Source organism: Geomonas propionica (assembly GCF_016458235.1).
In the GTDB taxonomy this organism is placed as follows: Bacteria; Desulfobacterota; Desulfuromonadia; order Geobacterales; family Geobacteraceae; genus Geomonas; species Geomonas propionica.
On record NZ_JAEMHK010000001.1, the window covers coordinates 517,788 to 543,029 of the forward strand.

The 25,242-nt window shown below is 63.4% G+C and carries 21 protein-coding genes; 17 read left to right on the top strand and 4 right to left on the bottom strand.

Features of this window, described 5'->3' with window-relative positions; translation table 11 throughout:
- Nucleotides 1–132 precede the first annotated feature (132 nt).
- Nucleotides 133–1,320, top strand: a complete 1,188-nt coding sequence (locus JFN90_RS02375; protein ID WP_199393491.1) for an FprA family A-type flavoprotein — start codon at nucleotides 133–135, stop codon at nucleotides 1,318–1,320.
- 70 nt (nucleotides 1,321–1,390) lie between these two features.
- Entirely contained in the window at nucleotides 1,391–3,649 is a 2,259-nt protein-coding gene (gene priA / locus JFN90_RS02380; RefSeq protein ID WP_199393492.1) for a replication restart helicase PriA, read from the top strand.
- Between the two features lie 131 nt (nucleotides 3,650–3,780).
- Here priA and JFN90_RS02385 read toward each other — a convergent pair whose 3' ends face one another.
- The 3 genes from JFN90_RS02385 to JFN90_RS02395 all read right to left on the bottom strand — a co-directional run bounded on the left by JFN90_RS02385 (nucleotide 3,781) and on the right by JFN90_RS02395 (nucleotide 8,437).
- A complete protein-coding gene (locus tag JFN90_RS02385; RefSeq protein ID WP_199393493.1) occupies nucleotides 3,781–5,631 on the bottom strand; it encodes a cytochrome c3 family protein in 1,851 nt (616 codons plus the stop codon).
- Between the two features lie 398 nt (nucleotides 5,632–6,029).
- The gene (locus tag JFN90_RS02390) at nucleotides 6,030–7,883 is read right to left on the bottom strand and encodes a B12-binding domain-containing radical SAM protein (RefSeq protein ID WP_199393494.1); all 1,854 of its coding nucleotides are present in this window, start codon (nucleotides 7,881–7,883) and stop codon (nucleotides 6,030–6,032) included.
- On the bottom strand, nucleotides 7,880–8,437 hold the full coding sequence (locus JFN90_RS02395) for an MXAN_5187 C-terminal domain-containing protein (RefSeq protein ID WP_199393495.1): 558 nt from the start codon (nucleotides 8,435–8,437) through the stop codon (nucleotides 7,880–7,882). Before JFN90_RS02395 ends, JFN90_RS02390 begins: the two co-directional genes overlap by 4 nt.
- Nucleotides 8,438–8,592: 155 nt before the next feature.
- On the opposite strand from JFN90_RS02395, the gene glmU reads away from it, so the two are divergent.
- From glmU to dcd, 5 genes are all read left to right on the top strand, one after another.
- The gene (gene glmU, locus JFN90_RS02400; protein ID WP_199393496.1) at nucleotides 8,593–9,966 is read left to right on the top strand and encodes a bifunctional UDP-N-acetylglucosamine diphosphorylase/glucosamine-1-phosphate N-acetyltransferase GlmU; all 1,374 of its coding nucleotides are present in this window, start codon (nucleotides 8,593–8,595) and stop codon (nucleotides 9,964–9,966) included.
- Nucleotides 9,967–10,056: 90 nt separating this feature from the next.
- Complete coding sequence (gene glmS, locus JFN90_RS02405) at nucleotides 10,057–11,886, top strand: glutamine--fructose-6-phosphate transaminase (isomerizing) (protein WP_199393497.1); 1,830 nt, start codon at nucleotides 10,057–10,059, stop codon at nucleotides 11,884–11,886.
- Nucleotides 11,887–12,120: 234 nt separating this feature from the next.
- Complete coding sequence (locus JFN90_RS22590; protein WP_407931911.1) at nucleotides 12,121–12,363, top strand: FitA-like ribbon-helix-helix domain-containing protein; 243 nt, start codon at nucleotides 12,121–12,123, stop codon at nucleotides 12,361–12,363.
- On the top strand, nucleotides 12,364–12,801 hold the full coding sequence (locus JFN90_RS02410) for a type II toxin-antitoxin system VapC family toxin (protein WP_199393498.1): 438 nt from the start codon (nucleotides 12,364–12,366) through the stop codon (nucleotides 12,799–12,801).
- A gap of 165 nt (nucleotides 12,802–12,966) precedes the next feature.
- Entirely contained in the window at nucleotides 12,967–13,485 is a 519-nt protein-coding gene (gene dcd, locus JFN90_RS02415) for a dCTP deaminase (RefSeq protein WP_199393499.1), read from the top strand.
- Nucleotides 13,486–13,622: 137 nt separating this feature from the next.
- On the opposite strand, the gene JFN90_RS02420 is transcribed toward dcd, so the two are convergent.
- On the bottom strand, nucleotides 13,623–15,350 hold the full coding sequence (locus JFN90_RS02420) for a response regulator (RefSeq protein WP_199393500.1): 1,728 nt from the start codon (nucleotides 15,348–15,350) through the stop codon (nucleotides 13,623–13,625).
- A 355-nt stretch (nucleotides 15,351–15,705) separates the two neighbouring features.
- Here JFN90_RS02420 and JFN90_RS02425 point away from each other — a divergent pair, with 355 nt between their 5' ends.
- The 10 genes from JFN90_RS02425 (at nucleotide 15,706) to JFN90_RS02470 (ending at nucleotide 25,125) form a co-directional block, all read left to right on the top strand.
- Nucleotides 15,706–16,935 carry a hypothetical protein gene (locus JFN90_RS02425; protein WP_199393501.1) on the top strand — a complete coding sequence of 410 codons (1,230 nt, stop codon included), beginning with the start codon at nucleotides 15,706–15,708 and terminating at the stop codon, nucleotides 16,933–16,935.
- Between the two features lie 81 nt (nucleotides 16,936–17,016).
- The gene (locus JFN90_RS02430; protein ID WP_236018804.1) at nucleotides 17,017–17,748 is read left to right on the top strand and encodes a LamG domain-containing protein; all 732 of its coding nucleotides are present in this window, start codon (nucleotides 17,017–17,019) and stop codon (nucleotides 17,746–17,748) included.
- Nucleotides 17,749–17,869: 121 nt separating this feature from the next.
- Nucleotides 17,870–18,529 carry a Crp/Fnr family transcriptional regulator gene (locus tag JFN90_RS02435; protein WP_199393502.1) on the top strand — a complete coding sequence of 220 codons (660 nt, stop codon included), beginning with the start codon at nucleotides 17,870–17,872 and terminating at the stop codon, nucleotides 18,527–18,529.
- A gap of 224 nt (nucleotides 18,530–18,753) precedes the next feature.
- On the top strand, nucleotides 18,754–19,653 hold the full coding sequence (locus JFN90_RS22675) for an NADH-quinone oxidoreductase subunit B family protein (protein ID WP_199393503.1): 900 nt from the start codon (nucleotides 18,754–18,756) through the stop codon (nucleotides 19,651–19,653).
- Nucleotides 19,650–20,180: an NADH-quinone oxidoreductase subunit C gene (locus JFN90_RS02445; RefSeq protein ID WP_199393504.1), complete on the top strand. Its 531-nt coding sequence runs from the start codon at nucleotides 19,650–19,652 to the stop codon at nucleotides 20,178–20,180. The genes JFN90_RS22675 and JFN90_RS02445 overlap by 4 nt, the downstream gene beginning before the upstream one ends.
- A complete protein-coding gene (locus tag JFN90_RS02450) occupies nucleotides 20,177–21,259 on the top strand; it encodes a hydrogenase large subunit (RefSeq protein WP_199393505.1) in 1,083 nt (360 codons plus the stop codon). Before JFN90_RS02445 ends, JFN90_RS02450 begins: the two co-directional genes overlap by 4 nt.
- 8 nt (nucleotides 21,260–21,267) lie before the next feature.
- On the top strand, nucleotides 21,268–21,621 hold the full coding sequence (hypA, locus tag JFN90_RS02455) for a hydrogenase maturation nickel metallochaperone HypA (protein WP_199393506.1): 354 nt from the start codon (nucleotides 21,268–21,270) through the stop codon (nucleotides 21,619–21,621).
- Nucleotides 21,622–21,708: 87 nt separating this feature from the next.
- Nucleotides 21,709–22,275: a 4Fe-4S dicluster domain-containing protein gene (locus JFN90_RS02460; protein ID WP_199393507.1), complete on the top strand. Its 567-nt coding sequence runs from the start codon at nucleotides 21,709–21,711 to the stop codon at nucleotides 22,273–22,275.
- Entirely contained in the window at nucleotides 22,272–24,179 is a 1,908-nt protein-coding gene (gene cooS / locus JFN90_RS02465; RefSeq protein WP_199393508.1) for an anaerobic carbon-monoxide dehydrogenase catalytic subunit, read from the top strand. Before JFN90_RS02460 ends, cooS begins: the two co-directional genes overlap by 4 nt.
- A gap of 55 nt (nucleotides 24,180–24,234) precedes the next feature.
- Nucleotides 24,235–25,125 carry an ATP-binding protein gene (locus JFN90_RS02470; RefSeq protein WP_236018806.1) on the top strand — a complete coding sequence of 297 codons (891 nt, stop codon included), beginning with the start codon at nucleotides 24,235–24,237 and terminating at the stop codon, nucleotides 25,123–25,125.
- Nucleotides 25,126–25,242: the final 117 nt, after the last annotated feature.

The following is a 25,242-nucleotide window of genomic DNA, read 5'->3' on the forward strand; positions in this document are numbered from 1 at the left end:
TTGCTTTAAGTCGTTGGTTTTGGTATCGTTTGCACCTGTGTATACGGCCCCCCGGTGTTCCGCCGCGGGGGCCGCTTGCGACTGAGCGGCGCCGGTTTCCGGCAGCCAAGAGAGATTCGAAGGGGGTAGCAGATGTCCGCAGCAGTTGAACTTGGAAAGGGTCTCCATTGGATCGGGGTCAAGGACCCGAGCCTCGCCGTCTTCGACGATCTCTTTCCCACGCAGTTCGGTACCACCTACAACTCGTACCTGGTGCAGGGTGAGTCCCACATCGCCATCATCGACACGGTCAAGGCCAAGCGCTTCGACGAATTCCTGGAAAAGATCCGCTCCATCACCGATCCGGCCAACGTCGACTACATCGTGGTGAACCATTCCGAGCCGGATCATTCCGGCTCGCTGGCGCAGCTCCTGAAGCACTGCCCCAAGGCGACGGTGGTCTCCAGCCAGGCGGCGCGCACCTTCCTCGGCAACCAGATCCACGTCCCCTTCGAGTCGCGCATCGTCAAGGACAACGACCGAATCGACCTGGGCGGGCGCACCCTGAGCTTCATCGCCGCACCCTTTCTGCACTGGCCGGACACCATGTTCACCCTCTTGGAAGAGGACCAGGTGCTCTTCTCCTGCGACGCCTTTGGCTCGCACTATGCCCCGGAAGGGCTCTTCGCCGACGAGTGTCCCGACTTCTCCGGAGAGACCCGCTTCTACTTTGACTGCATCATGCGTCCCTTCAAGGAGCGCATCCTGCAGGCGGTGGCGAAGCTCGACGGCGTCGAGCTGAAGATGCTCTGCCCGAGCCACGGCCCGGTGTACCGTAGCGACGCCAGGAAGGCGATCGAGCTGTACCAGAAGTGGTCCCAGCCTAAGGCCGCTGGGCGCCGCGTCGCCATCTTCTACATCTCGCCGCACGGCAACACTGAGCAGATGGCCGAGGCGGTGGCCAAGGGGGCCGGCGATGCCGGCGTCCACGTCACCCTGTGCCACATCAACCATGCCTCCGTCGCCGACATCCGTGACCTCATGGAGGAGTGTGACGGCCTCATCTTCGGCACGCCGACCATCAACCGCGACATCCCGAAACCGATGTGGGACGTGCTCGCCTATCTCTCCACCGTGAGCCTCAAGGGGAACATCGGCGGCGTCTTCGGCAGCTACGGCTGGTCCGGCGAGGCCTGCCGCATGGCGGAGGAGCGGCTGAAGAGCATGAACTTCAAGCTCCCGGCGCCGCTGATCCGCGCCCCCTTCATGCCCAAGCCCGAGATCCTCGCCGAGTGCGAGGCACTGGGGCGCGCCGTTGCCGAAGAGGTCCTGAAGAAGTAGCTCGTTGCCCCACCTTTCCCCCCTCTTGCCCTCCCCCCTCCGGGGGGAGGAGCCACAACCACTCTACTCCATGCAGACAGACAGCCCGCACATCGTAGAGGTCGCCATCCCCCTCCCTCTGGAGGGAAGCTTCCACTACCTGGTGCCCGAGCGCCTTTCGTCCTCGGCCCAGGCGGGCAAGCGCGTCCTGGTTCCTTTCGGGCGGCGCAAGGTGACCGGCTACCTGTTGGGGGACGCCGACGCGCCCGGTGCCGGTGAACTCAAGGAAGTGCTCGACATCCTTGACGAGGAGCCGCTCTTTACCGCGGCGGAACTCGACTTCTACCGCTGGATCGCGGGGTACTACCTGCACCCGTTGGGCGAGGTCATCAAGATGGCCCTTCCCGCAGGGATCAACCTGGTGAGCCGCTACCGCTGCGAGCAGTCCGAGGACGGCACCCCGGTGCTCAAGGAGTACCTGGCCGGCGGCAAGAGCGTGCGCACCGAGCGGCTCTACACTGCGGTCCCCGACAGCACGCTACGCCCGCGGGGGAAGGGGCTGGAGATCCTCGAATACCTCCTGGAGGTGGGTGAGTGCTCCGGTCCGCAGCTCAGGGAGCGCTTCGGCCCCTGCACCGCGCAACTGGGCCGTCTGGTCGAACTGGGGGCGGCGCGTCTGTCCCAGCGCGAGGTCTACCGTGATCCCTTCAAGGCCCAAGAATACGGCCACGACGCCCCGCTACCCCTGAATCCCTCCCAGGCCGATGCCCTGGCCAAGGTCTCGGCCGCCCTCGAGACCGGCGAGTTCTCCCCCTTTCTGCTGCACGGCGTCACCGGCAGCGGCAAAACCGAGGTCTACCTGCAATCGATCGCCGTGGCGCTCGCCACCGGCAAGAGCGCGCTGGTGCTGGTGCCTGAGATCGCCCTGACGCCGCAGCTGGTCGGGCGCTTCAAGCGCCGCTTCGACTGCGGCATCGCGGTGCTGCACTCCGGGCTTTCCGACGGGGAGCGCTTCGACGAGTGGCGCCGCATACGGCGCGGCGAGGCGGTAATCGTAATCGGGGCCCGCTCGGCTCTCTTCGCGCCGCTGCAGCGGGTCGGGGTGATCGTGGTCGACGAGGAGCACGAGGGGAGTTACAAGCAGTCCGAGGGGGTGCGCTACAACGCGCGCGACCTGGCGCTCGTGCGCGGCAAGCAGGGCAAGGCGGTGGTGCTGCTCGGGTCGGCTACCCCGCTGGTGACCAGCTTCCACGCCGCACAGACCGGCCGGCTCGGCTACCTGAGCCTCCCGGACCGGGTGCGCGACCTCCCCATGCCGGAAACGAGGATGCTGGATGCGCGCAAGCACAAGGGGGAGATCTTCCTTCCCGAACTCATCGAAGCGATGGGGGAGAACCTGGACGCGGGGGGGCAGACCCTGCTCTTCCTGAACCGGCGCGGCTTCGCCACCTACCTCGTCTGCGAGACCTGCGGCCACGTGTTGCGCTGCCCGAACTGCGCGGTGACCCTCACCTACCACCGCATCAAGGGGAAGCACGTTTGCCACTACTGCGACTTCACCATGCTCCCCCCGAGCACCTGCCCCGACTGCCAAAGCGGCGCCATCACCCTCCTGGGGCGCGGCACCGAGCGGGTCGAGGACCAGGTGCAAACGCTCTTGCCCGACGCCAGGGTTTCCCGCATGGACCGCGACTCCACCCGGGGCAAGGGGGGGCACGCCCGGGTACTGAAGGAGTTGGAGGAAGGTTCGGTGGATATCCTGATCGGCACCCAGATGATCGCCAAGGGGCATGACTTCCCCGGCGTCACCCTGGTCGGCGTGCTTTCCGCCGATGCCTCCTTGAACCTCCCTGACTTCCGCAGCGCCGAGCGCACCTTCCAGCTGGTGACCCAGGTGATGGGGCGGGCCGGGCGCGGCGACAAGCCGGGGCGGGTGCTGGTGCAGACCCTGGCCCCGGAGCACTACGCGCTGACCCATGCCGTAGCGCACGACTATCTCGGCTTCTACCGGGAGGAGATCGCCTTTCGCGAGGAGGTGGGGTATCCCCCCTTCGCGCACCTGGCGGCACTCACCTTCTCGGCGGTCGCCGCGGGGCAGGGTGAGAGTGTCGCCGACGAGGCCGCGGCCCTTTTGCGCCGCATCAAGCGCGAGGCGCGACTCCGGGTGGAGGTGCTCGGGCCGGTCACGGCCCCCTTGGGGAAGGTGCGCGGGCGCTTCCGCTGGCAGATCCTCCTGAAGGGGGTGGAGCGCGCCGACCTGCACCGGCTCCTGTTCCACTTCCGCGGCGGCTTCAGCCACCCCTCCACGGTCAGACTCACCATCGACGTCGACCCGGTGGACATGCTTTAGGTCCACCCCTTCCACCCTCACCCCTTCCCCTCTCCCAGAGGGCGAGGGGTTTTTTATTACCTGCGCAGAAGACAATAAAAAAAGGGCCTCCCGAATGGGAGGCCCTTTTTGGTTGCTGTTTCAGCAGCCGCTTAGTGGTGCGGATGCATGAAGGCGTAGATCATCAGCATCAGCAGAGTGATGCCGATGAACAGCGCAGTGAAGCCGAAGGCTTTCAGGCAGAAGTCGTAGAAGATGCCGGAAGACTTCTTGGCAGCGAACTTCTCGGTGATGCCTTCTTTCTCGTAACGTGCCCACTGATCGCCACGCTCTTCCACGAACTCGTGCTTGGACATCTGGCCGTTGAAGATGACGAAGTCCATCGGGAACTTCTCCGGACGTCCGTGGGTGTTGAAGAAGTGGACCGAGAAGATGAAGCCGGTCGCCAGGAGCGCCTCGTCCGAGTGGATGATGGTGGCCACGTTGAAGGCCCAACCCGGAAGCAGCATGCCGAAGAACTCGGGGAACCAGAGCATCAGGCCGGAGCCGCCGATGGCGAACATACCCCAGAAGACCGCGATGAAGTCGAATTTCTCCCAGTAGGTCCATCTCTCGAAGGCAGGCTTGGGCCCTTTGAAGAAGAACCAGCGCACCATGCCGATCACGTCGCTGATGTCGCGCAGGTTCGGGCAGAGGGAGTCAGGTCCGAAGAGCCTCTGCAGCGGGTTGCCCTTGATGTCCTTCCTGAGGAAGAGGAAGTGGATGCTCATGAACAGCGCCATTGCGAAGTACACGAAGGTGATGCCGGCGCAGATCCTGTGGATGAAGCCGGCGTTCGGTGCCCCGCCGTAGAGATCCATGAGGAACTTGGCCCAGATCTGGTCGCTGAACTTCAGCGGCAGACCGGTGAGGGAGAGGCCGAGGAAGCTGATGATGACCAGCAGATGCATGAACACGTGGACCCTTTTGAAGCGGCGGTACTGCTTGTGCCCGTCGGGTACGTGGTGCAGGATGACGCCCTCTTCGAGAGCTGCCGCCTTCTCACGGTTTTCCACGAAGCCGCGGATCATCCAGAGCAGGGTGTGGATCCAGAACACGGTGAAGGTGCCGATCAGCAGGCCGGTCATCGCGATGAAGGTGTAGAAAAGGATGGGGTACTTCTCGCGGTCGTTGTGCTCACCATGAGCGTAGAACTTGGTGAACAGCATGCTCCCTTTAGCGTGGCACTTGGAGCAGGTTTGCACCAGGTTCGCCGGGTTGACCGAGGACTTGGGGTCCTTGGAGGGGAGGATCGCGTGGGCGGTGTGGCAGTCAGCGCAGCCTGCGACCTTCTCCGGGTAACCGAGGCGGTAGTTCTTGCCGTGGTAGCTCTCCATGTAGCTCTTGACGGCCACTTCGGAGATGTGGTTGCGCTCGACCAGTTTCTGGTCGGCGTGGCAGCGGAGGCAAACCTTGGTGTGGAACTCACGGTTGGAATGGGAGTTCGGATCACCCAGGGCCTTGATCTCGTGCAGGTTGTGGCAGTCGTTGCAAGCCGCCGAATCCTGGTTCCCGGCGAGGACGCCCTTGCCGTGTACCGACTGGGTGAAGCCGCGCTCGTCCTTGTGACACTGGGTGCACTTGACGAGGACCCTACGCTTGTCCTTGTTCCAGTAGGTGTGGCTGTGCATGTCGGTGTGGCACTGTGCGCACCCGATGCCCTTCTCGCTGTGGATACTCTTGGCGTGCTCGGCCGCTTCCTTTTTGTGGCAGCGAACGCACTGGACTTTGCCCACCTTGATCTCGCCCCTCATGTGCTTGGCGAGTTCGACGATCTCGATGTGGCAGCTGGTGCAACCGTTTTTGCCGTGAACCGAGTTGGCCATCAGGTCGGCGGAAATCTTGTTGCCGTGGCAGCCCAGGCAGGTTGCCGGATCGATGGCCAGCCCCTGTGCAGCAAAACCGGGCCGGGCTAGTGCTAGGAGCAGTAGCAGCGGGATGAGGCGTGTGAAGACTTGAACCATTGTAATCTCCTGTATTTAGGATCGTTTTAGAACGCTTTAATCTAGTGGGGCGCTCGCAACGGCGCCTACTTTAATACGCGCGGCTTCATAAATCAACTGAAAAAGCGTCAATTAATAAGCAGGATACAACTTTGTTAACGGCGTTTTGCTGCAATAACTGCCAGTAACCACTTTGCCGCAGGTAACATGTTTCACTGTTAATTGTTCAAGGATAACTGCATGACTTCACGTGCTAGTTGAAACTCACTAAGCATGTGTCGTGTTAGATGGTTTATTAAATTAAAAGAATGAGATGGCGCGAAAATGAGTGTGGCTTGACTATTAATATTGCGTATACGGAGTCGGGGAGGGGGGTGTGGCGAGAGAGGGGCAAGCGGAGTAAAAAGATCCCATTAAGCCTAGGAGGGTGCGACTCGTTGTACGATCCCCTCCGCGAGGGCGAACTCCAGGAACTCATGGGCCTCTTCCTCGGAAAGACCGATGCGGCGGCAGAGTGCTGCGGCGCCCTGCTTACCGTCCAGCGCCTGCAAGAGTTCGAAATAGGCAGGGGAGACCGATTCGGTGCAGACCTCGCCGTGGGCGGGGTAGATGACGGCGCAGGAACCCGAGGGGCGGAAGCACGCGGTAAACTCGGTCAGATCCGGTTCGCCCGCGTCCAGGATCTCCAGCACCTCGTAGTTGAAGCGCGCCAGCGTGGTGCTTGCGGCGAGGACCAGTGGCTGCTTGAGCGGGTCGAGCTTGCGCAGCTGTTTGGGCCCCGGGGGCGTCGGCGGCGTGGCCATGAGCGCGGCGGCGTAGTGGTGGTGGTAGTCGGCGAGATCGAGCGCCAACGGCAGCAGCTTGGTCTTCTTCCTTTCCTTGAAAATCAGCTCCAGGAAGTTTCTCTGCAGACCCCAGATCTCCTCCTCGGTGATATCCGCCTCGGCGCGCTCTCCCAGGAAAGCGGCGAAGGCGGCCAGGAAGTCGCTGGGGGTGGACTTCACAGCGGCCACCACCGAGTTGAACCAGGCGACTGCCTTGCCACGGCTGTAAAAGACGTCGCAGGCTGCGGCGAGCTTGCCGGCCTGGGCCAACTGTTCCGGCGTGTACCCGGTTGTGGCCTGGACGGTGTAGGGGGGCGCGTCAAGGTGCTGCAGCCCCGAGGCCTGCGCTTTCCCGTACAGTCTCGTCCCCGGAAGCACCGCCAGGGGGAAGATGTCCAGATGGTTCGGGTAGAGCGAGAGGGCGAAGTCGAGGGAGGCTTGGAACAATTGGGGCGTGTCGCCGGGTAGCCCGTAGATCAGGTCGAAGCCGAAGATGGCGCCGCTCTGGTTCAAAAGAAAGGCGCGCTGCACGAAATCGTCGCGGTCGAAGCCGCGCCCCACCCCGCGCAGCACGGAGGCGTCGGCGCTTTGCAGGCCGATCTGCAGCGAACAGGTGATAGAGGCGAAGAGTTCCGCCATCTCGGCGTCGATGAACTCGCTGCGCACCTCGAAATGGAAATGGATCCCGGGGGCTACCTTCCGGATCAGGCGCAGGATCTCCTTGGCCCTTTTGGAGTCCTTGTTGAAGGTCGAGTCGAGCACGAAGACCTGGGGGACCTTGAGCCGGGCGAACAGGCGCAATTCTGCCTCGATGCGCTCCATGGAGAAGCGCCGCACCCCGCCGCTCCCCTTGTGGTCGAAGCAGAAGGAGCAGGCAAAATCGCAGCCGCGGGAAAGCTGCCAGAGGGCGCCTCCGGGGATGGTCGGGTCGAGCCGCCCGGACAAATAAGGGGATGGCACCGCATCGAGCTCCATCGGGGGCGGCAGCGTCCCGGCGGTTTCGCCGGGCGCCACGATGCCGGGCAGGCCCGACGGTTGGCCGCCTGCGGAAATGACACGGACCGCCTGCACCAACGTTGCTTCACCCTCGCCCCGCACCAGGAAATCGAAGACCCCCTCGTCCAAAAGGCCGGCCGGGTTCGCGGTCGGCTCGGCGCCGCCGGCGCACAGGACGGCGCCGGGAAGCAGCGCGCGCAGTTCCCTGGCCATGGCCACGGCATGGTCGCGGCTCCAGACGTAGATGGAGAAGGCGACCAGGTCTGGTGCGCTGCGGGCGATTTCCCGGGCACACTGCGCGGCATCGTTCTCCAGGAAGAACTCGGCGATAGTGGTCTGCAACGAGCCTCGCAGCGTCTGGTCGGCCAGGAGCGCCTCCTGCAGGAAGGCGCAGGCCAACGGCACCGCTTGCGGGGAAGGGTGGGGATGGATAGCGATGAGGGATATATTCATGTAGTCTTGGGGCGTGCCTTCAGGGAGGGCTTGCCCCCCTCGATCACCACGACGAAATCGACGTCGCGGCAACCGTACTTCTGCATCAGGGCGGGCTTTTGCCGGTTGATCGCTTCGGCCACCTTCTCCTTGGTTATGTTTTCCACGGGAAGGTTGCAGGCGAGGCGCGCGTTGACGTACTGCTGAAAGACGTTGTCGATCTGGGATTCTTGGGGGGGAGGCGGAGCGTTGGTCTTGCTCTGCTTTTCGCCCTTCTCAGCTTGGTGCAGCGACATGCGAAAGCGATCCCTTTGGAACTTCCCCTCCTCGATCAGGCGGTTGGTGCGGGTCCACTTCTGCTTGTGCACGCTCAGTGTGGCGACCAGGGAGTCGTACTTGAAGCGTTGGCTGGTGTTCGGGATGCTCACGTTCTGGTAGCGTCGCACGGCGCGCTCCACCGCTTCGAGCTGGCGCAACGGTTCGCGCTTCTCAATTCCGAAGAAGTATTGCTCGTACTTGATGACAAGTTCGCGCACGTCAAGCTCCAGCTTGGCTATGTCCTCGGCGACGCCCATGAAACCTCCACCGGAGGACTATAGCGATAAGTCTCGGTTTAGTAAACGATAAAAAGCACATGGGCAGGGGGGGAAGCGGCAAGTGAAACAGCTTGACCTGACCAGGCAATATTGTTAAAAAAGAGCAATTTGCTCAGTGGCAAGGGAGACTACCAATGAAGAAGATATCTGCAATAGTGCTGGCGGCCGGCATGGGGACCAGGATGAAGTCGGACCTGGTCAAGGTGATGCACCCGGTGGCTGGCCCGCCGATGATACAGTGGCCCGTCGCCGCCGCGTTCGCTGCGGGGGTCGAGCGGTGCGTCCTGGTGGTGGGGCACCAGCAGGAGAAGGTGCGGGATTATTTTAAGGATCGTGCCGAGGTGGCCTTCGCGCTGCAGGCCGAGCAACTGGGGACCGGGCACGCGGTGCGCTGCGCCATGCCCGAGATCGACGCGGCTGCGCAGACCGTGCTGATCCTCTGCGGCGACACGCCGCTGCTCACCGCCGACAGCCTGCGCGGCATGCTCGACGCCCATGAGAAGAGCGGGGCGTGCGTGACGGTGATGACGGCGAATTTCGACAACCCCTTCGGCTACGGCCGGATCGTCAAGGACACGGACGGCAAGGTGGTCGCCATCACCGAGCAGAAGGATGCCAGCGAAGCCGAGTGCCTGATCCGCGAGGTCAACGCCGGCGTCTACTGCGTCGACCGCGCCTTCCTCGCCGAGGCGGTCGAGAAGCTCGACAACGATAACGCCCAGAAGGAGTACTACCTGACCGACGTGGTGCGCCAGGCCAACGCCCGCGGCCTTGCTTGCCGCAGCTACCCCGTGACTGACGCCATCGAAATTTCCGGCGTCAACGACCGCGCCCAGATGGCCGAGGCGGCGGCGGTGCTGCGCCGGCGCATCAACTATGAATTGATGCTTTCCGGCGTCACCATGATCGACCCCTCCGTGGTCTACATCGACCGCGGCGTCAAGATCGGGCGCGACAGCGTGGTCTACCCGGGTGCCGTCATCAAGGGGAACACCGTGATCGGCGAGCGTTGCCAGATCGGCCAGAACGCGCTGATCAAGGATTGCCAGATCGCCGCCGACGTCGTCATCAAGGCGGGAAGCGTCATGGAGGACGCCAAGGTCGGCCCGGAGGCCGCCATCGGCCCGATGGCGCACCTGCGTCCCGGCACCGAGCTCTCGGCGCAGGTGAAAATCGGCAACTTCGTCGAGACCAAGAAGGCCTTCATGGGGGTGGGGTCCAAAGCCTCCCATCTCACCTACCTGGGCGACGCCACCATCGGCCGCGACGTCAACATCGGCTGCGGCACCATCACCTGCAACTACGACGGCGTCAACAAGCACAAGACCGTGATCGAAGACGGCGTCTTCGTGGGGAGCGACGTGCAACTGGTGGCCCCGGTCACCGTCGGCAAGAACTCCCTGATCGCGGCCGGCACCACCGTCACCAAGGACGTCCCCGCCGATTCCCTGGCCATCGCCCGCTCGCCGCAGGTGAACAAGGAAGGCTGGACCCTCAGGAAAAAATAACTGTCGCGCATCCGGCCAAGATGGTATTCTGTACCGTCTTGGCCGGATAGCCGAGTTATTAATTAACAAATCGACGAAACGGAGTCATATATGTGCGGTATCGTTGGGTTCACCGGGCGGCAGGAAGCCACCTCCATCATCATTGAAGGGCTGAGAAGGCTCGAATACCGGGGCTACGATTCCGCCGGGATCTGCACCATCAGCGGTGGCAAGGCGAGCATCAGGCGCAGCGAAGGGAAGCTCTCCAACCTGGAGAAGCTCCTGGCGACGAGCCCGGTGAGCGGCACCGTCGGCATCGGCCACACCCGCTGGGCGACCCACGGGCGCCCTTCCGAGATTAACGCGCACCCGCACCAGGCTGGTCCCATCGTGGTGGTGCACAACGGCATCATCGAGAACTACCTGCAGCTGCGCGAGGAGCTGAGGGCGCAGGGGCATATCTTCAAGAGCGAGACCGACACCGAGGTGATCTCGCACCTGATCGACCAGCGCCTGCAGGGGTGCGGCTGCTTCGAGCAGGCCGTGCGCGAGGCCCTGGCGCTTTTGAAGGGGGCCTACGCGGTCTGCATCGTGAGCGAGAACGACCCGGACCTGATGATCGCCGCCAAGCTCGGTTCCCCCATGGTGGTGGGCCTGGGCGAGGGTGAATTCTACGTCGCCTCCGACATCCCGGCCATCCTCTCCCACACCCGTTCCATGGTCTTCATGGAGGACGGCGAGATGGTGGTATTCAAGGGGGGCTCCGCGAGCTTCAGCACCGTCGCCGGTACCCCGCTCGAGAAGGCCCCGCGCCACATCGACTGGTCCGCCCACATGGCCGAGAAGGGGGGCTACAAGCACTTCATGCTCAAGGAGATCTTCGAGCAGCCCCGCGCCGTGCGCGACACCATCGCCGGACGGCTACGCGAGGAGCAGGGGGACGTCTACCTCGAGGACCTGGCCCTTTCCGATGCCGATCTGCAGGGGATCAACCGCATCTGCATCATCGCCTGCGGCACCTCCTGGCACGCGGCGCTGGTGGGCAAGTTCCTGGTCGAGGAGTACTGCCGCGTCCCGGTGGAAGTGGACATCGCCTCCGAGTTCCGTTACCGCAACCCCGTCGTCGACGACAAGACCCTGGTGATGCTGATCTCCCAGTCCGGCGAGACCGCCGACACCCTGGCCGCCATGCGCGAGTCCAGGCGCCGCGGCGGCAAGTGCGTCGCCATCTGCAACGTGGTCGACTCCTCCATCGCCCGCGAGGCCGACGGCGTCATCTATACCCACGCCGGCCCCGAGATCGGCGTCGCCTCAACCAAAGCCTTCGTGACCCAGCTGATCGCGCTCTACCTGTTCACCATCCGCCTGGGACGCTCCCGCGGCAAGATGGACCAGGAGTTGGGAAGAAAGCTCATCTCCGCCCTCGTGCGCGTCCCGGCCCTCATGGAAGAGGCCCTGAAGCTGAACGAGCAGGTGGAGAAGGTGGCGCGCAACTACCTCACTGCCCGCGATTTCCTCTACCTCGGCCGCGGCATGAACTACCCGATCGCACTGGAGGGCGCGCTGAAGCTGAAGGAGATCTCCTACATCCACGCCGAAGGGTACGCCGCCGGCGAGATGAAGCACGGCCCCATCGCCCTCATCGACGAGCACATGCCGGTCGTGGTGCTGGTGCCCAAGGGGGCGACCTACGACAAGGTGTTCTCCAACATGGAAGAGGTCATCGCCCGCGGCGGCCGCGTCATCGCGGTCTGCTCCAAGGGTGACGCCGAGGTGGCCGACAAGGTCGAGGTCGCGCTGGAGGTACCGGAAGACGGCGAAGAAGTGATGCCGATCATCATCTCCATCCCGATGCAGCTCTTGGCCTACCACGTCGCCGTCCTCAAAGGGACCGACGTCGATCAGCCGAGGAACCTGGCCAAGAGCGTCACCGTCGAATAATTTGTGCCGCAGGTGAAACTAAAAGGGGAGACAGCTTAGGCTGTCTCCCCTTTTTCGTGGATGAGCTGTTCAATGCGGGCGAGGGCAAGATTTTCTACCCCTGAGCAGACGCCGTTACGCTGCAGCTTGGCCTAATCGGCATCTCTTCTGCTGATGTCTTTGGGCGATGACACTGTTGCCAATATTGCAATCATTGCTTATAATGCAATCATTGATTGCACAGGGGAGGCGGAGATGGCTTCTATCACGATACGAAACCTAGATAACAGCCTGAAGAATCAGCTTCGCGTGCGTGCTGCACGTCATGGTAGATCTATGGAGGCAGAAGCACGCAGCATCTTGGCAGAGACCCTGAACCCGCAGCCGGTAGAGGAGAACTTGGCGCTGGCGATCCACCGCCGGTTCGCATCCCTCGAGTTAGACGGTCTCCCGATCCCCGATCGACAGACTGTGCGTTCTGCCCCGGATTTCGAGTAGATGGACCATATCGTTCTGGATACCAATGTTCTTTCCGAACTGATGCGCCCCCAGCCAAATCAGTGTGTGATGGAGTGGTTCGCTAAAAAAGTGGGCGCTGTCTTTTATATCAGCGCCGTCACACGGGCGGAGATCCTGCTCGGCATCGCGCTGCTGCCTGCAGGTAAAAAGCGTGATGCGTTGGCCGCTGCGGCTGCCGAGATGTTTAACAACGAGTTTGCTGGCAGATGCCTCTCCTTTGATGAAACAGGTGCGGAACGTTACGCGCAGGTCGTAGGTGGCAGACGTAGTGCCGGCTTAGCCACATCCACAGAAGATGCACTCATAGCGGCAACGGCTCTGGGCCACAGCTGTTCTCTCGCTACTCGCAACATCAAAGACTTTCAGCACATCGAGGGGTTGATCCTTCACGACCCTTGGAATTTGAAGGCTGAGTAATCGGTTCAACAAATGACAGAAAGAAAGCGCCGGCTGCGATGATCGTGGCCGGCGCTTTGTTGTTTGGGGAAGTTTTATCTGCTGGTTGAATGCTTCCGCCAAGTTAACGGGTACACTATTCAAACGCTACAACATCCCCGATACTGAGCAGTGGCGAGGTGGCTTATGTCTGTTTTGATAGGGCGGGAAATAAAGGACGCGATTGCTCGCGGTGAAATATCCATCGAGCCGCTGGAAGAGTCACAGATAGGCCCGGGATCGGTGGACCTGACCCTGGGAAACGAATTCAGGATCTTTAAAAAGGAGACCGGGGTCTGCCACGTGCACAACGAGTCCGACTTCGCCGATGTCACGGAAGCGGTCACGATCCCGGACGGCGACTTCATCACCATCGCCCCCTGCGAAATGATCCTGGGCATCACCAGGGAGCGGATCTCGCTCGCCGACACCATGGCCGGCTGGCTGGAAGGGCGTAGCCGTTTCGCCCGCTTCGGCTTGGCGGTCCATGTCACCGCCGGGTTCATGCAGCCGGGGATCTCCAACCAGCAGGTGCTCGAAATCGTCAACCTGGGGCACAAGACCCTGGCGCTCTATCCGGGGACACGCATCTGCCAGTTCGTCTTCGAGCGCTGCCTCGGGACGGCCAAATATGAAGGGCGGTTTGCCGACCAGGCGAAACCTTGAGACGAAACTGTCCGTAGTAGAGGTAATGGAAGCCCGGACAGCTTCCATGGACGACAAAAAGAATGGCCGCTGGGGTTACCCTCAGCGGCCATTTTGGTAACTCTACCCGTTGATGGCGCAGCTGCTGTCCTTTAAGGTTACGTCGAGGTCCACCTCTGGATCAGCTCCTGGAGCTGCCCGAGGTTAAAGGGCTTACTGATAAAATCATCCATCCCCGCGCTCAGGCAGGATTCGCGTGAGCCGGGCATGGCATGGGCGGTGAGGGCAATGATGGGGGTGTGTCTGCCGGCCTCGCCTTCCCGCTCCCTAATGGCGCGGGTCGCCTCGTAGCCGTCCAGCTCCGGCATCTGGCAGTCCATGAAGACCAGGTCGTAGGCCTTGCTGGCGACGGCAGATACCGCCTGCGTCCCGTTCTGCGCTACGTCTACCTGGCACCCCAGGGCGGTCATCATAGCGTGAGCGACCTCGCAATTGACCGGGTTGTCCTCGGCCAGAAGCACGCGGGCGTGGCACTGGGCCTGCAAAGTGGGCTCTTCGAATTCGTTCTCCAGCTCTATCGGGTCATCCTCCACGTCCGGCTCCGCATCGAGTACGGTGTTCAGGTAGACGATAAAGGTGAAGGTGGAACCCCGACCCTGCTCGCTTTCAACCCCGATTTCGCCCCCCATGAGCTCAACTAACTGCTTGGCGATGGCCAGCCCGAGACCGGTCCCGCCGTACTTGCGGGTCGCGGAGCCGTCCACCTGGGTGAACAGCTCGAAAATGCTACCGACCGCCTCCGCCGGGATGCCGATGCCGGTGTCCCGCACCTCGAAACCGACGTAGTGGCCGTCGCTACTTCTCTCGACCAGGCAGGCCGAAACCTTGACCGAACCCTGCTCCGTGAACTTCAGGGCATTGTTGACGATGTTGATCAGCACCTGGCGCAGGCGGTTCGGGTCGCCCACCGCGCGCCGGGGGAGATCCGGCCCGAACTGCAGCTCGAGCGCCACCCCCTTGCGCCGCCCCACCTCGCGGTACAAGTCGATGGCTCCCCGCACCGTCTCGTGCAAGTCGAAGGGAATCTTGTCGATCTCCAGCTTTCCCGCCTCGATCTTGGAGATGTTGAGGATGTCATTGATGATGCCCAAAAGCGACTCGCCGGACTGGTGCAGCATCTCGACATAGCCACGCTGTTTCTGGTTCAGGTCGGTGTGCAGCAGCAATTCCGCCATCCCGAGCACCCCGTTCATCGGCGTGCGGATCTCGTGGCTCATGTTGGCGAGAAACTGTGACTTGGCGCGATTGGCCGCCTCGGCAGCATCCTTGGCCTGCTTCAGCTCGGCGATGATCGCCTTTTGCTGCAGGTTGGCCTTGCTGATCTCCGTCGTTCGTTGAGTGACTTTTTCCTCCAGATCGCTGTTGGCGTTGCGGAGTTCGGCAAGGATCCGGGTGTTTTCGACCGCCAGGTCGACCAAGGTGCGCACCAGGTGGTCATGCGTTTCCATCAGGCGGCGCCGTTCCATGGCCCGGTTCACCGTGGCCACCACCATCTCGAGGTCATCGAACGGCTTGAAGAGGTAGTCCTGGGCGCCCAGTCGCAGGGCCTGGACCGCGGTTTCCAGCGACACGTGGCTGGTCATGATGATCACGTCGGTCTTGGCGTGGTCGGCTCCGATGGCGCGCAGGACGTCTATGCCGCTGATGCCGGGGAGGCGCACGTCCAGCATCACCAGCTTCCAGCAGGTCTGCCTGAGTTCTTCCAGGCACTCCTCGCCGCTGGCGACGCCTGCGCTGTCGTACCCTTCCTTGCGGAACAGGTCGACCAGGACCCCGCTTACCACCTCGTTGTCATCGACGATCAATATGTCGCGTCCCGCTGCCATAGTCCACTCCTGATCAAAAAAACAATTAATCGATATTAACAAAAATGACGATTGCCACAAGTCGGTCATAGACAGACATCGTTTCGACCACAGCGGTGGTCTGCTAGCAGGTGGTGAACGGGAGTCGGCGTGACAGTTTTTCAGAGCTGAACCCCTCGGCCGTTCTGTCATCACATGAGCTGTTGCATATCTCGTTTCCGGTGTTTTACTTCTGCTGTTGCCAAGCCAGCCATAGGGGATCACGATCACGGGGCTGGGATGACTGTGACAGCCATTCCGGCTTCTTTGTTAGGACAGATCTGCACTCTAACCACCCCGGGGTACCAAAGGCCGCCAGGCCGCTACAGGAGGAAACATGAAAAATGCCATAGTCGCAGGATGCACCTGGGCCATTGCCATCGCTTTGATGGGAACAGCGCCGGCAGCAGCGGCGGGAATGGACTTCCCACAGGGGACCGCCACCCCTTCCGAGACCTGCGGGGCGTGCCACAAAGCCATTTACCGCGAGTTCGCCTTCGGTTTCGGCAGCGATCTGCGCTACCAGCCGACGACGATCCCGCAGAAGGAAGGGGAGGTGATTCCGATGCCCGCGGGCGTTTCGGCAACCGCTACCGCCCACGCCTTCGCCGGGGCTGAAAAGTACCCGGTGCACGCCCGGGAGGCCGAGGAGGAGGGGCGCTCCTGCAACGCCTGTCACTATCCCGAGCCCTTCGCCATTCCCGACATCAACGTGGTGGAGATGACCAAACCCAAGGCGCGCGGCAAGGATAAGGAGGCGGTCGGCATTACCTGTGCGAGCTGCCACCTCACGCCAGAAGGGAAGATCCGTTCCGCCCATGCCGTCAGCGCCCCGCACACAACAGTGGTCGATCTCAACATCCAGACTTCGGCAATGTGCGCCTACTGCCACAGCATGGGCAAACGGGTGGTCGGCAAACAGACGCAGACCTTCCTGGAGTGGCGCGACGACTTCTTGAGGCCCGGGCTGGGCAGACGGCAGTGCCAGGACTGCCACATGCCGCGCACCATGCGCAAGGTGGCCGAGGATTACAATAATCCCGAGCGCCCCGTGGCGCGACACCTGTGGACCGGCGGACGCTCGCAGCAGCGCCTGGCCAGCGCGCTCAGCATGGCGATTAGCCAGCCCAACGAGGGTAAAGCCGATTTGGCCTTCCACCTGATCAACATCGGCGCCGGCCACTCGGTTCCCACCGGTTCCAACCGCCGGGCGATCTACCTAGACGTCGTGATATCCGACCAGATGGGCAAGCCAGTGGCGAACAAAGAGTGGATGTTCGCACCGTTCTACGGTCCACGCCCGGATGACAAGAAGTTCCTGGAGGAGGACAAGAAGCGTCCCGACGCGGTTGCGGCGAGCCAGGCGGACGCACAGGGACCGCATGAGGAAATCATCAGGGCCGGGGAGGAGCGCATCCTTAGCTGGACCCCGGCGCTGCCCAGCGGCAGCTACACCGTCAAGGCGCGCCTTATCTACGACCTGAACCGTTACAACAGCCGTTCTTTCACCGATGACCAGACCGACATGAACGGGGCCACCCTGGCCTTGAAGATCAAGAAGAGTTGAGAAATGGGCGCCGGGAGCCGATGCGTGTCTCCCGGCGCCGAGCGGACCGTACTGCATGAGTACCAGCGGGGGACGTGACCCATGATCCAGGTTATAAGAAGCGGCAGGAAGATGGTGATGTTACTGGTTATGGCAGCAATAGTCGCCGCGGCGCTACCGGTCCTGGCCAAGGGACCGCGGCAGATCAGTTTTGCAAGGGAGGCGCCGGGAGCAGAGGCGCGCAGTTTCAGCGCGCTGGTGGGTACCTGGCACGTGGATCGCGACGGCTCCCGCCCGGTCTACGCCGCCGACGGCCGCAACTGGGAGCAGGGCGTGATGGCTCCAGGGGCGGCAGCGAAGGCTACGGCGCTTTATGGAGCGGGCTCTGCTCAATTCCTTACAGGGCTGGAGCGCTATCGTTACTTCCCGCTGTCGGTCTGCAACGAGATCAAAAACTTCCGGGGCGGCAGCATCGAGGTGGCGTTCAAGGGGGTGAGCGGCAGGGAAGACCAGGCTGCGGGGATCGCCTTTGCTATCAAGCCGAACGGCGACTACCTGTTGCTGCGCGCCAATGCCCTGGAGGACAACCTGGTCCTGTTCCGGATGGAGCAGGGGCGGCGCGCCACGGTGCAGTGGGCCGATAAGGTGCCGGTTCCGTCCGGCCAGTGGCACGATCTCAAGCTGGTGGTGGAGGGGAAAAGGATCCTGGGATATCTGGACGGGGTCAAGTATGTGGACCAGCCCTGGGCCGAACCGGTCGACGGCCGCATGGGCCTCTGGTCCAAGGCCGATTCCTACGTCTTCTTCGACAAGCTCACCGTATCCGAAAGATGAGCGGACTGCGGGAAGAATGAAGGGCGTCGTCGGTGTATACGCGTCACCGGCGACGCCCGCCTTGCCTTTTGCGACTTGCCTGCTTCATAATGCACCGGTAACTCTCCTGGAGGAGCTATCGATGCCGAACAAGATGAAGCTTTCTGACGCAGACCTCCTTTCTCTCTTCCACGCCGACCCCGATTTTCAAACCAACTTCACGCCGCGCCACTATGCCCGCAAGACCCTCGTCTACTCGCCCTTCGAGGAGAAAAACCTGGTATTCGTGGTGAGAAGCGGCAGGCTGCGCATCTACCTCGCCTACGAAGACAAGGAATTCACCTTGGCGCTCCTGGAGAAGGGGGACGTTTTCAGCACCCATACCCCCGCCTTCGTGCAGGCGCTGGAGGGGACCGAGATCCTGGTCTGCAGCACCGCGACCTTCGGCCAGGCGCTGGCCCGCCGCCCGGAGCTTTCGCTGACCATGGTCAAGGTGCTCGGGGAATTGCTGCAGAACTCGATCCAGACTATAGAGGGGCTCGCCTTCAAGGACGTGCGGCTGCGCCTGGTCGACTTCCTGCTCGGCGCCGCGGCCGACCGGGGACGGGTGACCGCCGAAGGGACCGTGGTGCAACTGGGGCTTGGGACCGAGGATATCGCGCTCTTGATCGGCACAACGCGCCAAACCATTTCGCAGATCATCAACGACTTCATCAAGTCCGACCTGCTGCAGAAGATCGACCGCAAGACCCTGCTCATCAAGGATCTGGAAGCGTTTCAGGAGATGAAGGAAATTTCTTGATCGCGCCACACCACGCTTAAAGGCAAATCCCCCCTGCCCCCCTTCGCAAAGGGGGGGACGTAATAGCATAGGCATCGTCCTATTCCAACCTCATCAGCCGGTCCACCAATCCCGCAGCAACTAAACAAAAAAATCTCCAATTGTCGGCTTGCCGACAGACCGCACGCTCATTTTCCCCTACATTGCCACACATGCTGCAACGTGTCTGCAATGGGGAGAATGCGATGGCTATCCAGGAACAAGAAACGGCAGCCGAGCCGGTACGGCTGTTCCGCATCAACACCGGGTCCTGTAACGGCTGCGACGTCGAACTGGCGGTTACTTCTGCGGTGACCGAGTTTGACGTGGAGCAACTGGGCTGCCGCTACACGGAATCGGCACACGAGGCTGACATCGTCCTCATCACCGGCCCGCTAACCGTCCGCGCCAGGGACGAGGTGCTGCGGCTCTACGCAGCAACGCCGCGGGATAGAATCACCGTCGCGGTCGGCGTTTGCCCGGTGTCCGGTGGCGTGTTTCGCGACAGTTACGCAGTGGACGGCCCGCTTGAACGCCACCTGCCGGTCGACGTGAACATCCCGGGCTGCCCGCCGCGCCCCCTAGCCCTGCTGGCGGGGATTCGGCAAGCGCTGGAGGTCCGGCGTGCCCGCCGCGCGGGGGAGCCGATTCGGGAGCCGGGTGATCGAAAGCAACCTGCCGCCGATAACTTTCCCGCCCGGGGCAGGCTTAGCTTCGACGCTAGTGCCTGCGTGGACTGCCGTATGTGCCGCCATGTCTGCGCCGCCGGTGCGATCCGTTTCGAGGAGGGGGAGGGAGGCGTCCGCCTCACCCTCTGGCACAACAGCTGCGTCTTCTGCGGCCTGTGCAGCCACTACTGCCCCACCGGTGCCCTCTCCGTCACCGGCGACTGGCGCCTCGACCACCCCGCTGCCGATGCCTTCCGCCAGGTCGAGCGGGGCGAGGTTCCCTACCAACCCTGCGCCGGCTGCGGCGAACCCATTATCCCGGCCGCCCCGCAACTCCTGCACGCCGTCTTCCGCCGTCCCAACCCCGAGATTGAAAAACTAAAGAACCTCTGCCCGGCCTGCCGGCAGCGGATGAGCATAGGAGTGCCCAGACGATGAGCGATTTGACGACCAACGTTGCCGCCGCCATGGCCAGCGCGGCGGGCGAGCTGACCGAGGTGACGTGGCGCCGTGACCGCAAGGGAGTTTTAACAGGCTGGTGCCGGCTTCCTTCCGGCGAGGCCTTGCTCCCGGCGGCACGCGCCGTGGCGGAACTCGACGGCCGCCTGGCCATGGTAACCGCCTACCTGCCGGAACGGGCAAAGGAGAATGGGGCGCGCGAGATCGCCTACCACTTCGACCTGGACGGCGCCACGCTGACCCTGACGGTAATCCTCCCGCTGGAGTGGGCGCGGGTCCCCTCGCTTACCCCCATCTTCCGCAACTGCGATTGGCAGGAGCGGGAGCTGATGGAACTGTACGACGTGCAGGTGGTGGGGCATCCCGACCCGAGGCGCCTGTTCCTCGATCACTCGCTCCCCCACGCCCCCTTCGAGCGCCTGGTGCCGTATTCCACTTTCACCAACGCGGCCACCAGCAAGGCCCTCTGGGACAAGGTGCTGGCGGACGACCGGGAGGACGCATGACAACGAAAATCATCGAGATGGGGCCGCACCAGTTGGCGCTCGAGGAGCCCATGTACTTCCGGGTGCAGTTGGAAGGGGACCGGGTCGCCGACCTGGACGTCATGCCGGGGCAGGTGCATCGCGGCATGGAGCACCTGGTCATGCGCCGCAACCTGTACCAGAACATCACCCTGCTGGAGCGCCTCTGTTCGCTCTGCTCCAACAGCCATCCCAGCACCTTCTGCGCGGCGGTCGAAGACGTGGCCGGTATCGCCATCCCGGAGCGGGCCGAGTACCTGCGCGCCGTGGCGGACGAGATCAAGCGCATCGCCTCGCATCTCTTCTGCTGCGCGGTTCAGGCCAACGCCATCGGCGAAACAACGCTCTTTCGCCGGGTGATGGAGATCCGCGAAATCATGCAGCGCGCTAAGGAGGCCATCTACGGCAACCGGATGGACCTGGCCGCCAACGTCATCGGCGGCGTGCGCTACGACCTCACCCCCGAGGCCGCCAGCTACCTGGCCCAGGCTATGGAACAGATGAAAAAGCCGCTGGACGAGCTCTACCTGCAGTTTGGCAACAACCCGGTGCTCATGGGCCGCATGGCCTGGGTGGGGGTGCTGCCGCGCGAGGCCGCGGTCGAGTGCGCCGTGGTGGGGCCGGTGGCACGCGCCTGCGGCATCGACTATGACGTGCGCAAGAAGAGCCCCTACGGCGCCTACGACCGGCTCGACTTCGAGGTGGCGCTGCAAACGGCGGGGGACGTCCGGGCGCGCAACATGGTGCGGCTCGCCGAGGCTCGCCAGTCGGTATCGCTCATCGAGCAGTGCCTGGCCAAACTCCCGGTCGGGCCGCTCAGCGCCGACACGCTCCCCGAGATCCCGGCGGGGGAGGCCATCGCCAAGTCGGAAGCGCCGCGCGGCGAGCTCATGTACTACCTGCGCACCGACGGCTCGGACTTCCCGGTGCGCCTGAAGTGGCGCGTCCCCTCTTACATGAACTGGGATGCCCTCAAGGTGATGTTGAAAGGGGAGCCGGTAGCCAACATCCCGCTCATCGTGAACAGCATCGACCCCTGCATCGCCTGCACGGACCGCTAGGAGGCGCCATGCACGAGATCACCCTGGTCACGGGGCTTTTCGAGATCATCAACGAGCAGGTGGCGGCACAGGGGATCAAGTCCATCTCCAGGGTGCGCCTCAAGGTGGGGGAGTTGGCGGCGGTGGAGCCGATGACGCTGGCGGCCTGCTTCGAGGTGGTGGCGGAGGGGACCGTGGCCCAAGGGGCGCAACTGGAGATAGTGGAGGTGCCGCTCACCGGGCGCTGCCGAGGCTGCGGGGAGAGTTTTAGGATCGTGAATTTCAACTTTAGCTGCCCTGCTTGCGGGGGAGGGGACGTCGAGTTGGTTGGCGGGCGGGAACTGTATCTGGAGAGCCTGGAAGCAACCATGAAATCCCTTTAGCAACGCTCCTCCCCCAAGAGGGGGGACGTGGACGTGGACGGGTGGATGGAAGACGATGAGTAATCTGGACATGCAAAGGAGACCACAATGAAGCGACAACGTGAAAATGCCATCGTATTTGCCGACCCGGAGCGCTGTCTCGGCTGTCACGGCTGCGAGATGGCCTGTGCCGTGGCCCATTCCGGGACCGGGCTGCACCAGGCGGCGCTCGCGGGGCTGACCCTGAGGCCGAGGAACCGCGTGGTGGCGGCAGGCGGCGTGATGATGCCGGTACAATGCCGCCAGTGCGAGGACGCCCCCTGCGCCGCGGCCTGCCCCACCGGCGCAATGCTGCAGGAGAGCGGGCAGGTCGGGGTGCGCGAGAAGAACTGCGTCGGGTGCAAGGTCTGCGTCATGGTCTGCCCCTTCGGCGCCATCAGCGTGAAGCGCGAGGGGGCCGATCACGATAACTGCCGCACCAACGGCGGCATCGCGCGCAAGTGCGACCTCTGCGCCAGCACCGGCCGCGACATCCCCGCCTGCGTCGAGGCCTGCCCGACCAAGGCGCTCACCCTGGTGGACCTGGAAGAGTACCGTCAGACCCTTATTGAGGCGCGGGCCGCCGAGCTGGCCCAATCGCTCCAACATCTCAAATCAAGGAAGGCAAGGATATGACCATGAAGCTCAGCACCGATCCGTCCGCGGCGACCCTGTTGCCCATCGCCAAAAAAGAAGGCATCTCCACCGTTTGGGACCGTCACCGCGCCATGCAGCCCCAGTGCGGCTTCGGCCAGTTGGGCGTCTGCTGCCGCATCTGTTGGAAAGGGCCCTGCCGCGTCGACCCGTTCGGCGACGGCCCCCAGCGCGGCATCTGCGGCGCCGACGCTGACACCATCGTGGCCAGGAACGTGATCCGCATGATCGCGGCCGGGGCCGCCGGGCACTCCGAGCACGGCCGTCACGTAGCGCTTGCCCTGCAGGGCGTGGCCGAAGGGAGGCTCCCCGCCTACCAGATCCGCGACGAGGCCAAGCTGCGCGCGGTCGCGGCGAAGCTGGACATCTGCACGGAGGGGCAGGACATCCCGGCCATCGCCGCCGCGGTGGCCAAGGCGACCTTGGAGGACTTTCAGAATCAGGATCACGACGCCCCCTGTAACTGGATTGAGGCCACCCTTACCAAGAAACGCCTGGAGCGCCTGCAGGCCCTGCACGTCCTGCCGCACAACATCGACGCCGTCATCACCCAGATCATGGGGCGCACCCTGGTCGGGTGCGACGCCGACCCGGTCAACCTGATCCTGGGTGGCATCAAGGGGGCGCTGGCCGACTTCAACGGCATGTGCCTCGCCACCGAACTCTCCGACGCCCTCTTCGGGACCCCGAGCCCGGTGATCACCGCAGCCAATCTCGGCGTCATCAAGCCGGACGCGGTCAACATCGCGGTGCACGGCCATAACCCGCTCCTGAGCGAAGTGGTCTGCGAGGTCGCCGGGCAGATGGACGAGGAGGCCAGGAAGGCCGGCGCACCGGCCGGCATCAACATCGTCGGCATCTGCTGCACCGGCAACGAGGTCATGGTGCGCCACGGCATCCCGCTGGCCGCGAACTACCTCTCGCAGGAACTGGCATTGGTCACCGGCGCGGTCGACGCCATGGTGGTCGACGTGCAGTGCATCATGCCCTCGGTGAGCGAGATAGGCGCCTGCTTCCACACCGCCGTGATCACCACTATGGCCGAGAACAAGATCCCGGGCGCGACGCACGTGGACTTCAAGGAAGAGACCGCCCTGGAGAGCGCGCGCCGCATCGTCGCCACCGCCATCGAGGCTTACAAGCGGCGCGACCCGCGTCGGGTCAACATCCCTGACTTCAAGCAGACCGCCATCGTCGGTTTCGGCGTGGAGTCCGTGGTGGCCGCGCTGGCGACCCTCAACGCCGAAGATCCGCTCCAGCCGCTCATCGAGAACATCGCCAACGGCAACATCCGCGGCATCGCCCTCTTCGCCGGCTGCAACTCGACCCAGGTTGCCCAAGACAGCAGCTTCGTCACCATGGCCAAGAAGCTCGCCGCCAACAACGTGCTCATGCTCGCGACCGGCTGCGGCGCCGGCTCCTTCGCCAAGCACGGTCTGATGACCCAGGAGGCGACGCTGGAGTACGCGGGCGATTCGCTCAAGGCGGTCATGACCGCCATCGGCACCTCGGCCGGTCTGAACGGGCCGCTCCCCCTGGTGCTGCACATGGGTTCCTGCGTGGACAACAGCCGCGCCGTCCAGGTGGCGGTGGCCGTCGCCGACAAGCTCGGCGTCGATCTCGACCAGTTGCCGTTGGTGGCCTCCGCGCCCGAGGCGATGTCGGAGAAGGCGGTCGCCATCGGCACCTGGAGTGTCGCGCTGGGCATCCCGACCCACCTGGGCACCATGCCCCAGGTGACCGGTTCGGCCAAGGTGACCGAATTGCTGACTCAGACCGCCAAGGATCTCTTGGGTGGCTACTTCCTGGTGGAGCTCGACCCGAACCTCGCCGCGGACAAGCTCCTGGAGGTGATCGAGGAGCGCAGGAAGGGGCTGGGGATTTAGACATAGATTCCCCCTCCCGTCAAGGGAGGGGGAGTTAAGACAAGGAGCAGGAATTATGTGCGACCATCACAACCACGCGCATCATCACGATCACGATCATGACCACCACCACGACCATGATCACCATCACACCCATCTTCACGCCGTCCCCCAGCGCGGGCCTGGGCTGAAGATCGCGGTCACCGGCAAGGGGGGCGTGGGCAAGACCACTTTCGCGAGCCTCCTCTGCCGCGCCTTCGCCGACGACGGCGCCAGGGTGCTCGCCGTGGACGCCGACCCGGACGCCAATTTCGCGTCAGCGCTCGGCATTCCGGCGGAGCGCGCGGCGGAACTCCAGCCGGTGGCGCGCATGAAGGAACTCGCCGAGGAGCGCACCGGCGCGAGCGGCGGCTACGGCTCCTTCTTCAAGCTGAACCCGAAGGTGAACGACCTGCCGGAGAAGTTCTGCCTGGAGCACGACGGGGTCCGCTTCCTCTGGATGGGAACCCTGGAACAGGGGGGGAGCGGCTGTGCCTGCCCGGAGAGCACCCTGGTCAAGCGCCTGATGGGGCACCTGCTTTTAGAGTGCAACGAGGTGGTCGTCATGGACATGGAGGCGGGGCTCGAGCACCTCGGGCGCCGCACCGCTGAATCGGTGGACGCCCTGGTGGTCGTGGTGGAGCCGGGGCAGCGCAGCCTGCAGACGGCCCAGCAGATCATGCGGCTCGCGGGTGACGTCGGCATCGAGGAGGTGTTCGTGGTCGGGAGCAAGGTACGTGACGCGGAAGACCGCCGCCTGATCGAGGAGGCGGTCCCGGCCGAGCGCCTGTTGGGAGCCATCAGCTTCTGCGAGGGGGTGCGCCGCGCGGACCGCGAAAACCTCCCCCCGGACCGGCTGAGTCCGGAGGCACTCCGGGAGGTGCACGTCATCAAACAGCGCCTGCTTTCACTGCGGGGCAAAGGGTAGTAACGGGTCTGCACCCTTCCATGTCATCTTCCCCCACCCCCTGCCTCTCCCGCCACGGGGGGGAAGAACGGACACCGATCTTCAAAGGTCTACCGTATGGGCCGCACATCAATTGAT

Excerpts from the sequence above, each read along its gene's own strand:
- glmS (WP_199393497.1), top strand. The coding sequence starts at position 10,057 with ATGTGCGGTATCGTTGGGTTCACCGGGCGGCAGGAAGCCACCTCCATC.
- JFN90_RS02460 (WP_199393507.1), top strand. The coding sequence starts at position 21,709 with ATGAAGCGACAACGTGAAAATGCCATCGTATTTGCCGACCCGGAGCGC.
- JFN90_RS02420 (WP_199393500.1), bottom strand. The coding sequence starts at position 15,350 with ATGGCAGCGGGACGCGACATATTGATCGTCGATGACAACGAGGTGGTA.
- priA (WP_199393492.1), top strand. The coding sequence starts at position 1,391 with ATGCAGACAGACAGCCCGCACATCGTAGAGGTCGCCATCCCCCTCCCT.
- JFN90_RS02435 (WP_199393502.1), top strand. The coding sequence starts at position 17,870 with ATGCCGAACAAGATGAAGCTTTCTGACGCAGACCTCCTTTCTCTCTTC.
- JFN90_RS02390 (WP_199393494.1), bottom strand. The coding sequence starts at position 7,883 with ATGAATATATCCCTCATCGCTATCCATCCCCACCCTTCCCCGCAAGCG.
- JFN90_RS02385 (WP_199393493.1), bottom strand. The coding sequence starts at position 5,631 with ATGGTTCAAGTCTTCACACGCCTCATCCCGCTGCTACTGCTCCTAGCA.
- JFN90_RS02450 (WP_199393505.1), top strand. The coding sequence starts at position 20,177 with ATGACAACGAAAATCATCGAGATGGGGCCGCACCAGTTGGCGCTCGAG.
- JFN90_RS02375 (WP_199393491.1), top strand. The coding sequence starts at position 133 with ATGTCCGCAGCAGTTGAACTTGGAAAGGGTCTCCATTGGATCGGGGTC.
- hypA (WP_199393506.1), top strand. The coding sequence starts at position 21,268 with ATGCACGAGATCACCCTGGTCACGGGGCTTTTCGAGATCATCAACGAG.
- dcd (WP_199393499.1), top strand. The coding sequence starts at position 12,967 with ATGTCTGTTTTGATAGGGCGGGAAATAAAGGACGCGATTGCTCGCGGT.
- JFN90_RS02395 (WP_199393495.1), bottom strand. The coding sequence starts at position 8,437 with ATGGGCGTCGCCGAGGACATAGCCAAGCTGGAGCTTGACGTGCGCGAA.
- JFN90_RS02470 (WP_236018806.1), top strand. The coding sequence starts at position 24,235 with ATGTGCGACCATCACAACCACGCGCATCATCACGATCACGATCATGAC.
- JFN90_RS02445 (WP_199393504.1), top strand. The coding sequence starts at position 19,650 with ATGAGCGATTTGACGACCAACGTTGCCGCCGCCATGGCCAGCGCGGCG.
- JFN90_RS22675 (WP_199393503.1), top strand. The coding sequence starts at position 18,754 with ATGGCTATCCAGGAACAAGAAACGGCAGCCGAGCCGGTACGGCTGTTC.
- glmU (WP_199393496.1), top strand. The coding sequence starts at position 8,593 with ATGAAGAAGATATCTGCAATAGTGCTGGCGGCCGGCATGGGGACCAGG.
- JFN90_RS22590 (WP_407931911.1), top strand. The coding sequence starts at position 12,121 with ATGGCTTCTATCACGATACGAAACCTAGATAACAGCCTGAAGAATCAG.
- JFN90_RS02410 (WP_199393498.1), top strand. The coding sequence starts at position 12,364 with ATGGACCATATCGTTCTGGATACCAATGTTCTTTCCGAACTGATGCGC.
- cooS (WP_199393508.1), top strand. The coding sequence starts at position 22,272 with ATGACCATGAAGCTCAGCACCGATCCGTCCGCGGCGACCCTGTTGCCC.
- JFN90_RS02425 (WP_199393501.1), top strand. The coding sequence starts at position 15,706 with ATGAAAAATGCCATAGTCGCAGGATGCACCTGGGCCATTGCCATCGCT.
- JFN90_RS02430 (WP_236018804.1), top strand. The coding sequence starts at position 17,017 with ATGATCCAGGTTATAAGAAGCGGCAGGAAGATGGTGATGTTACTGGTT.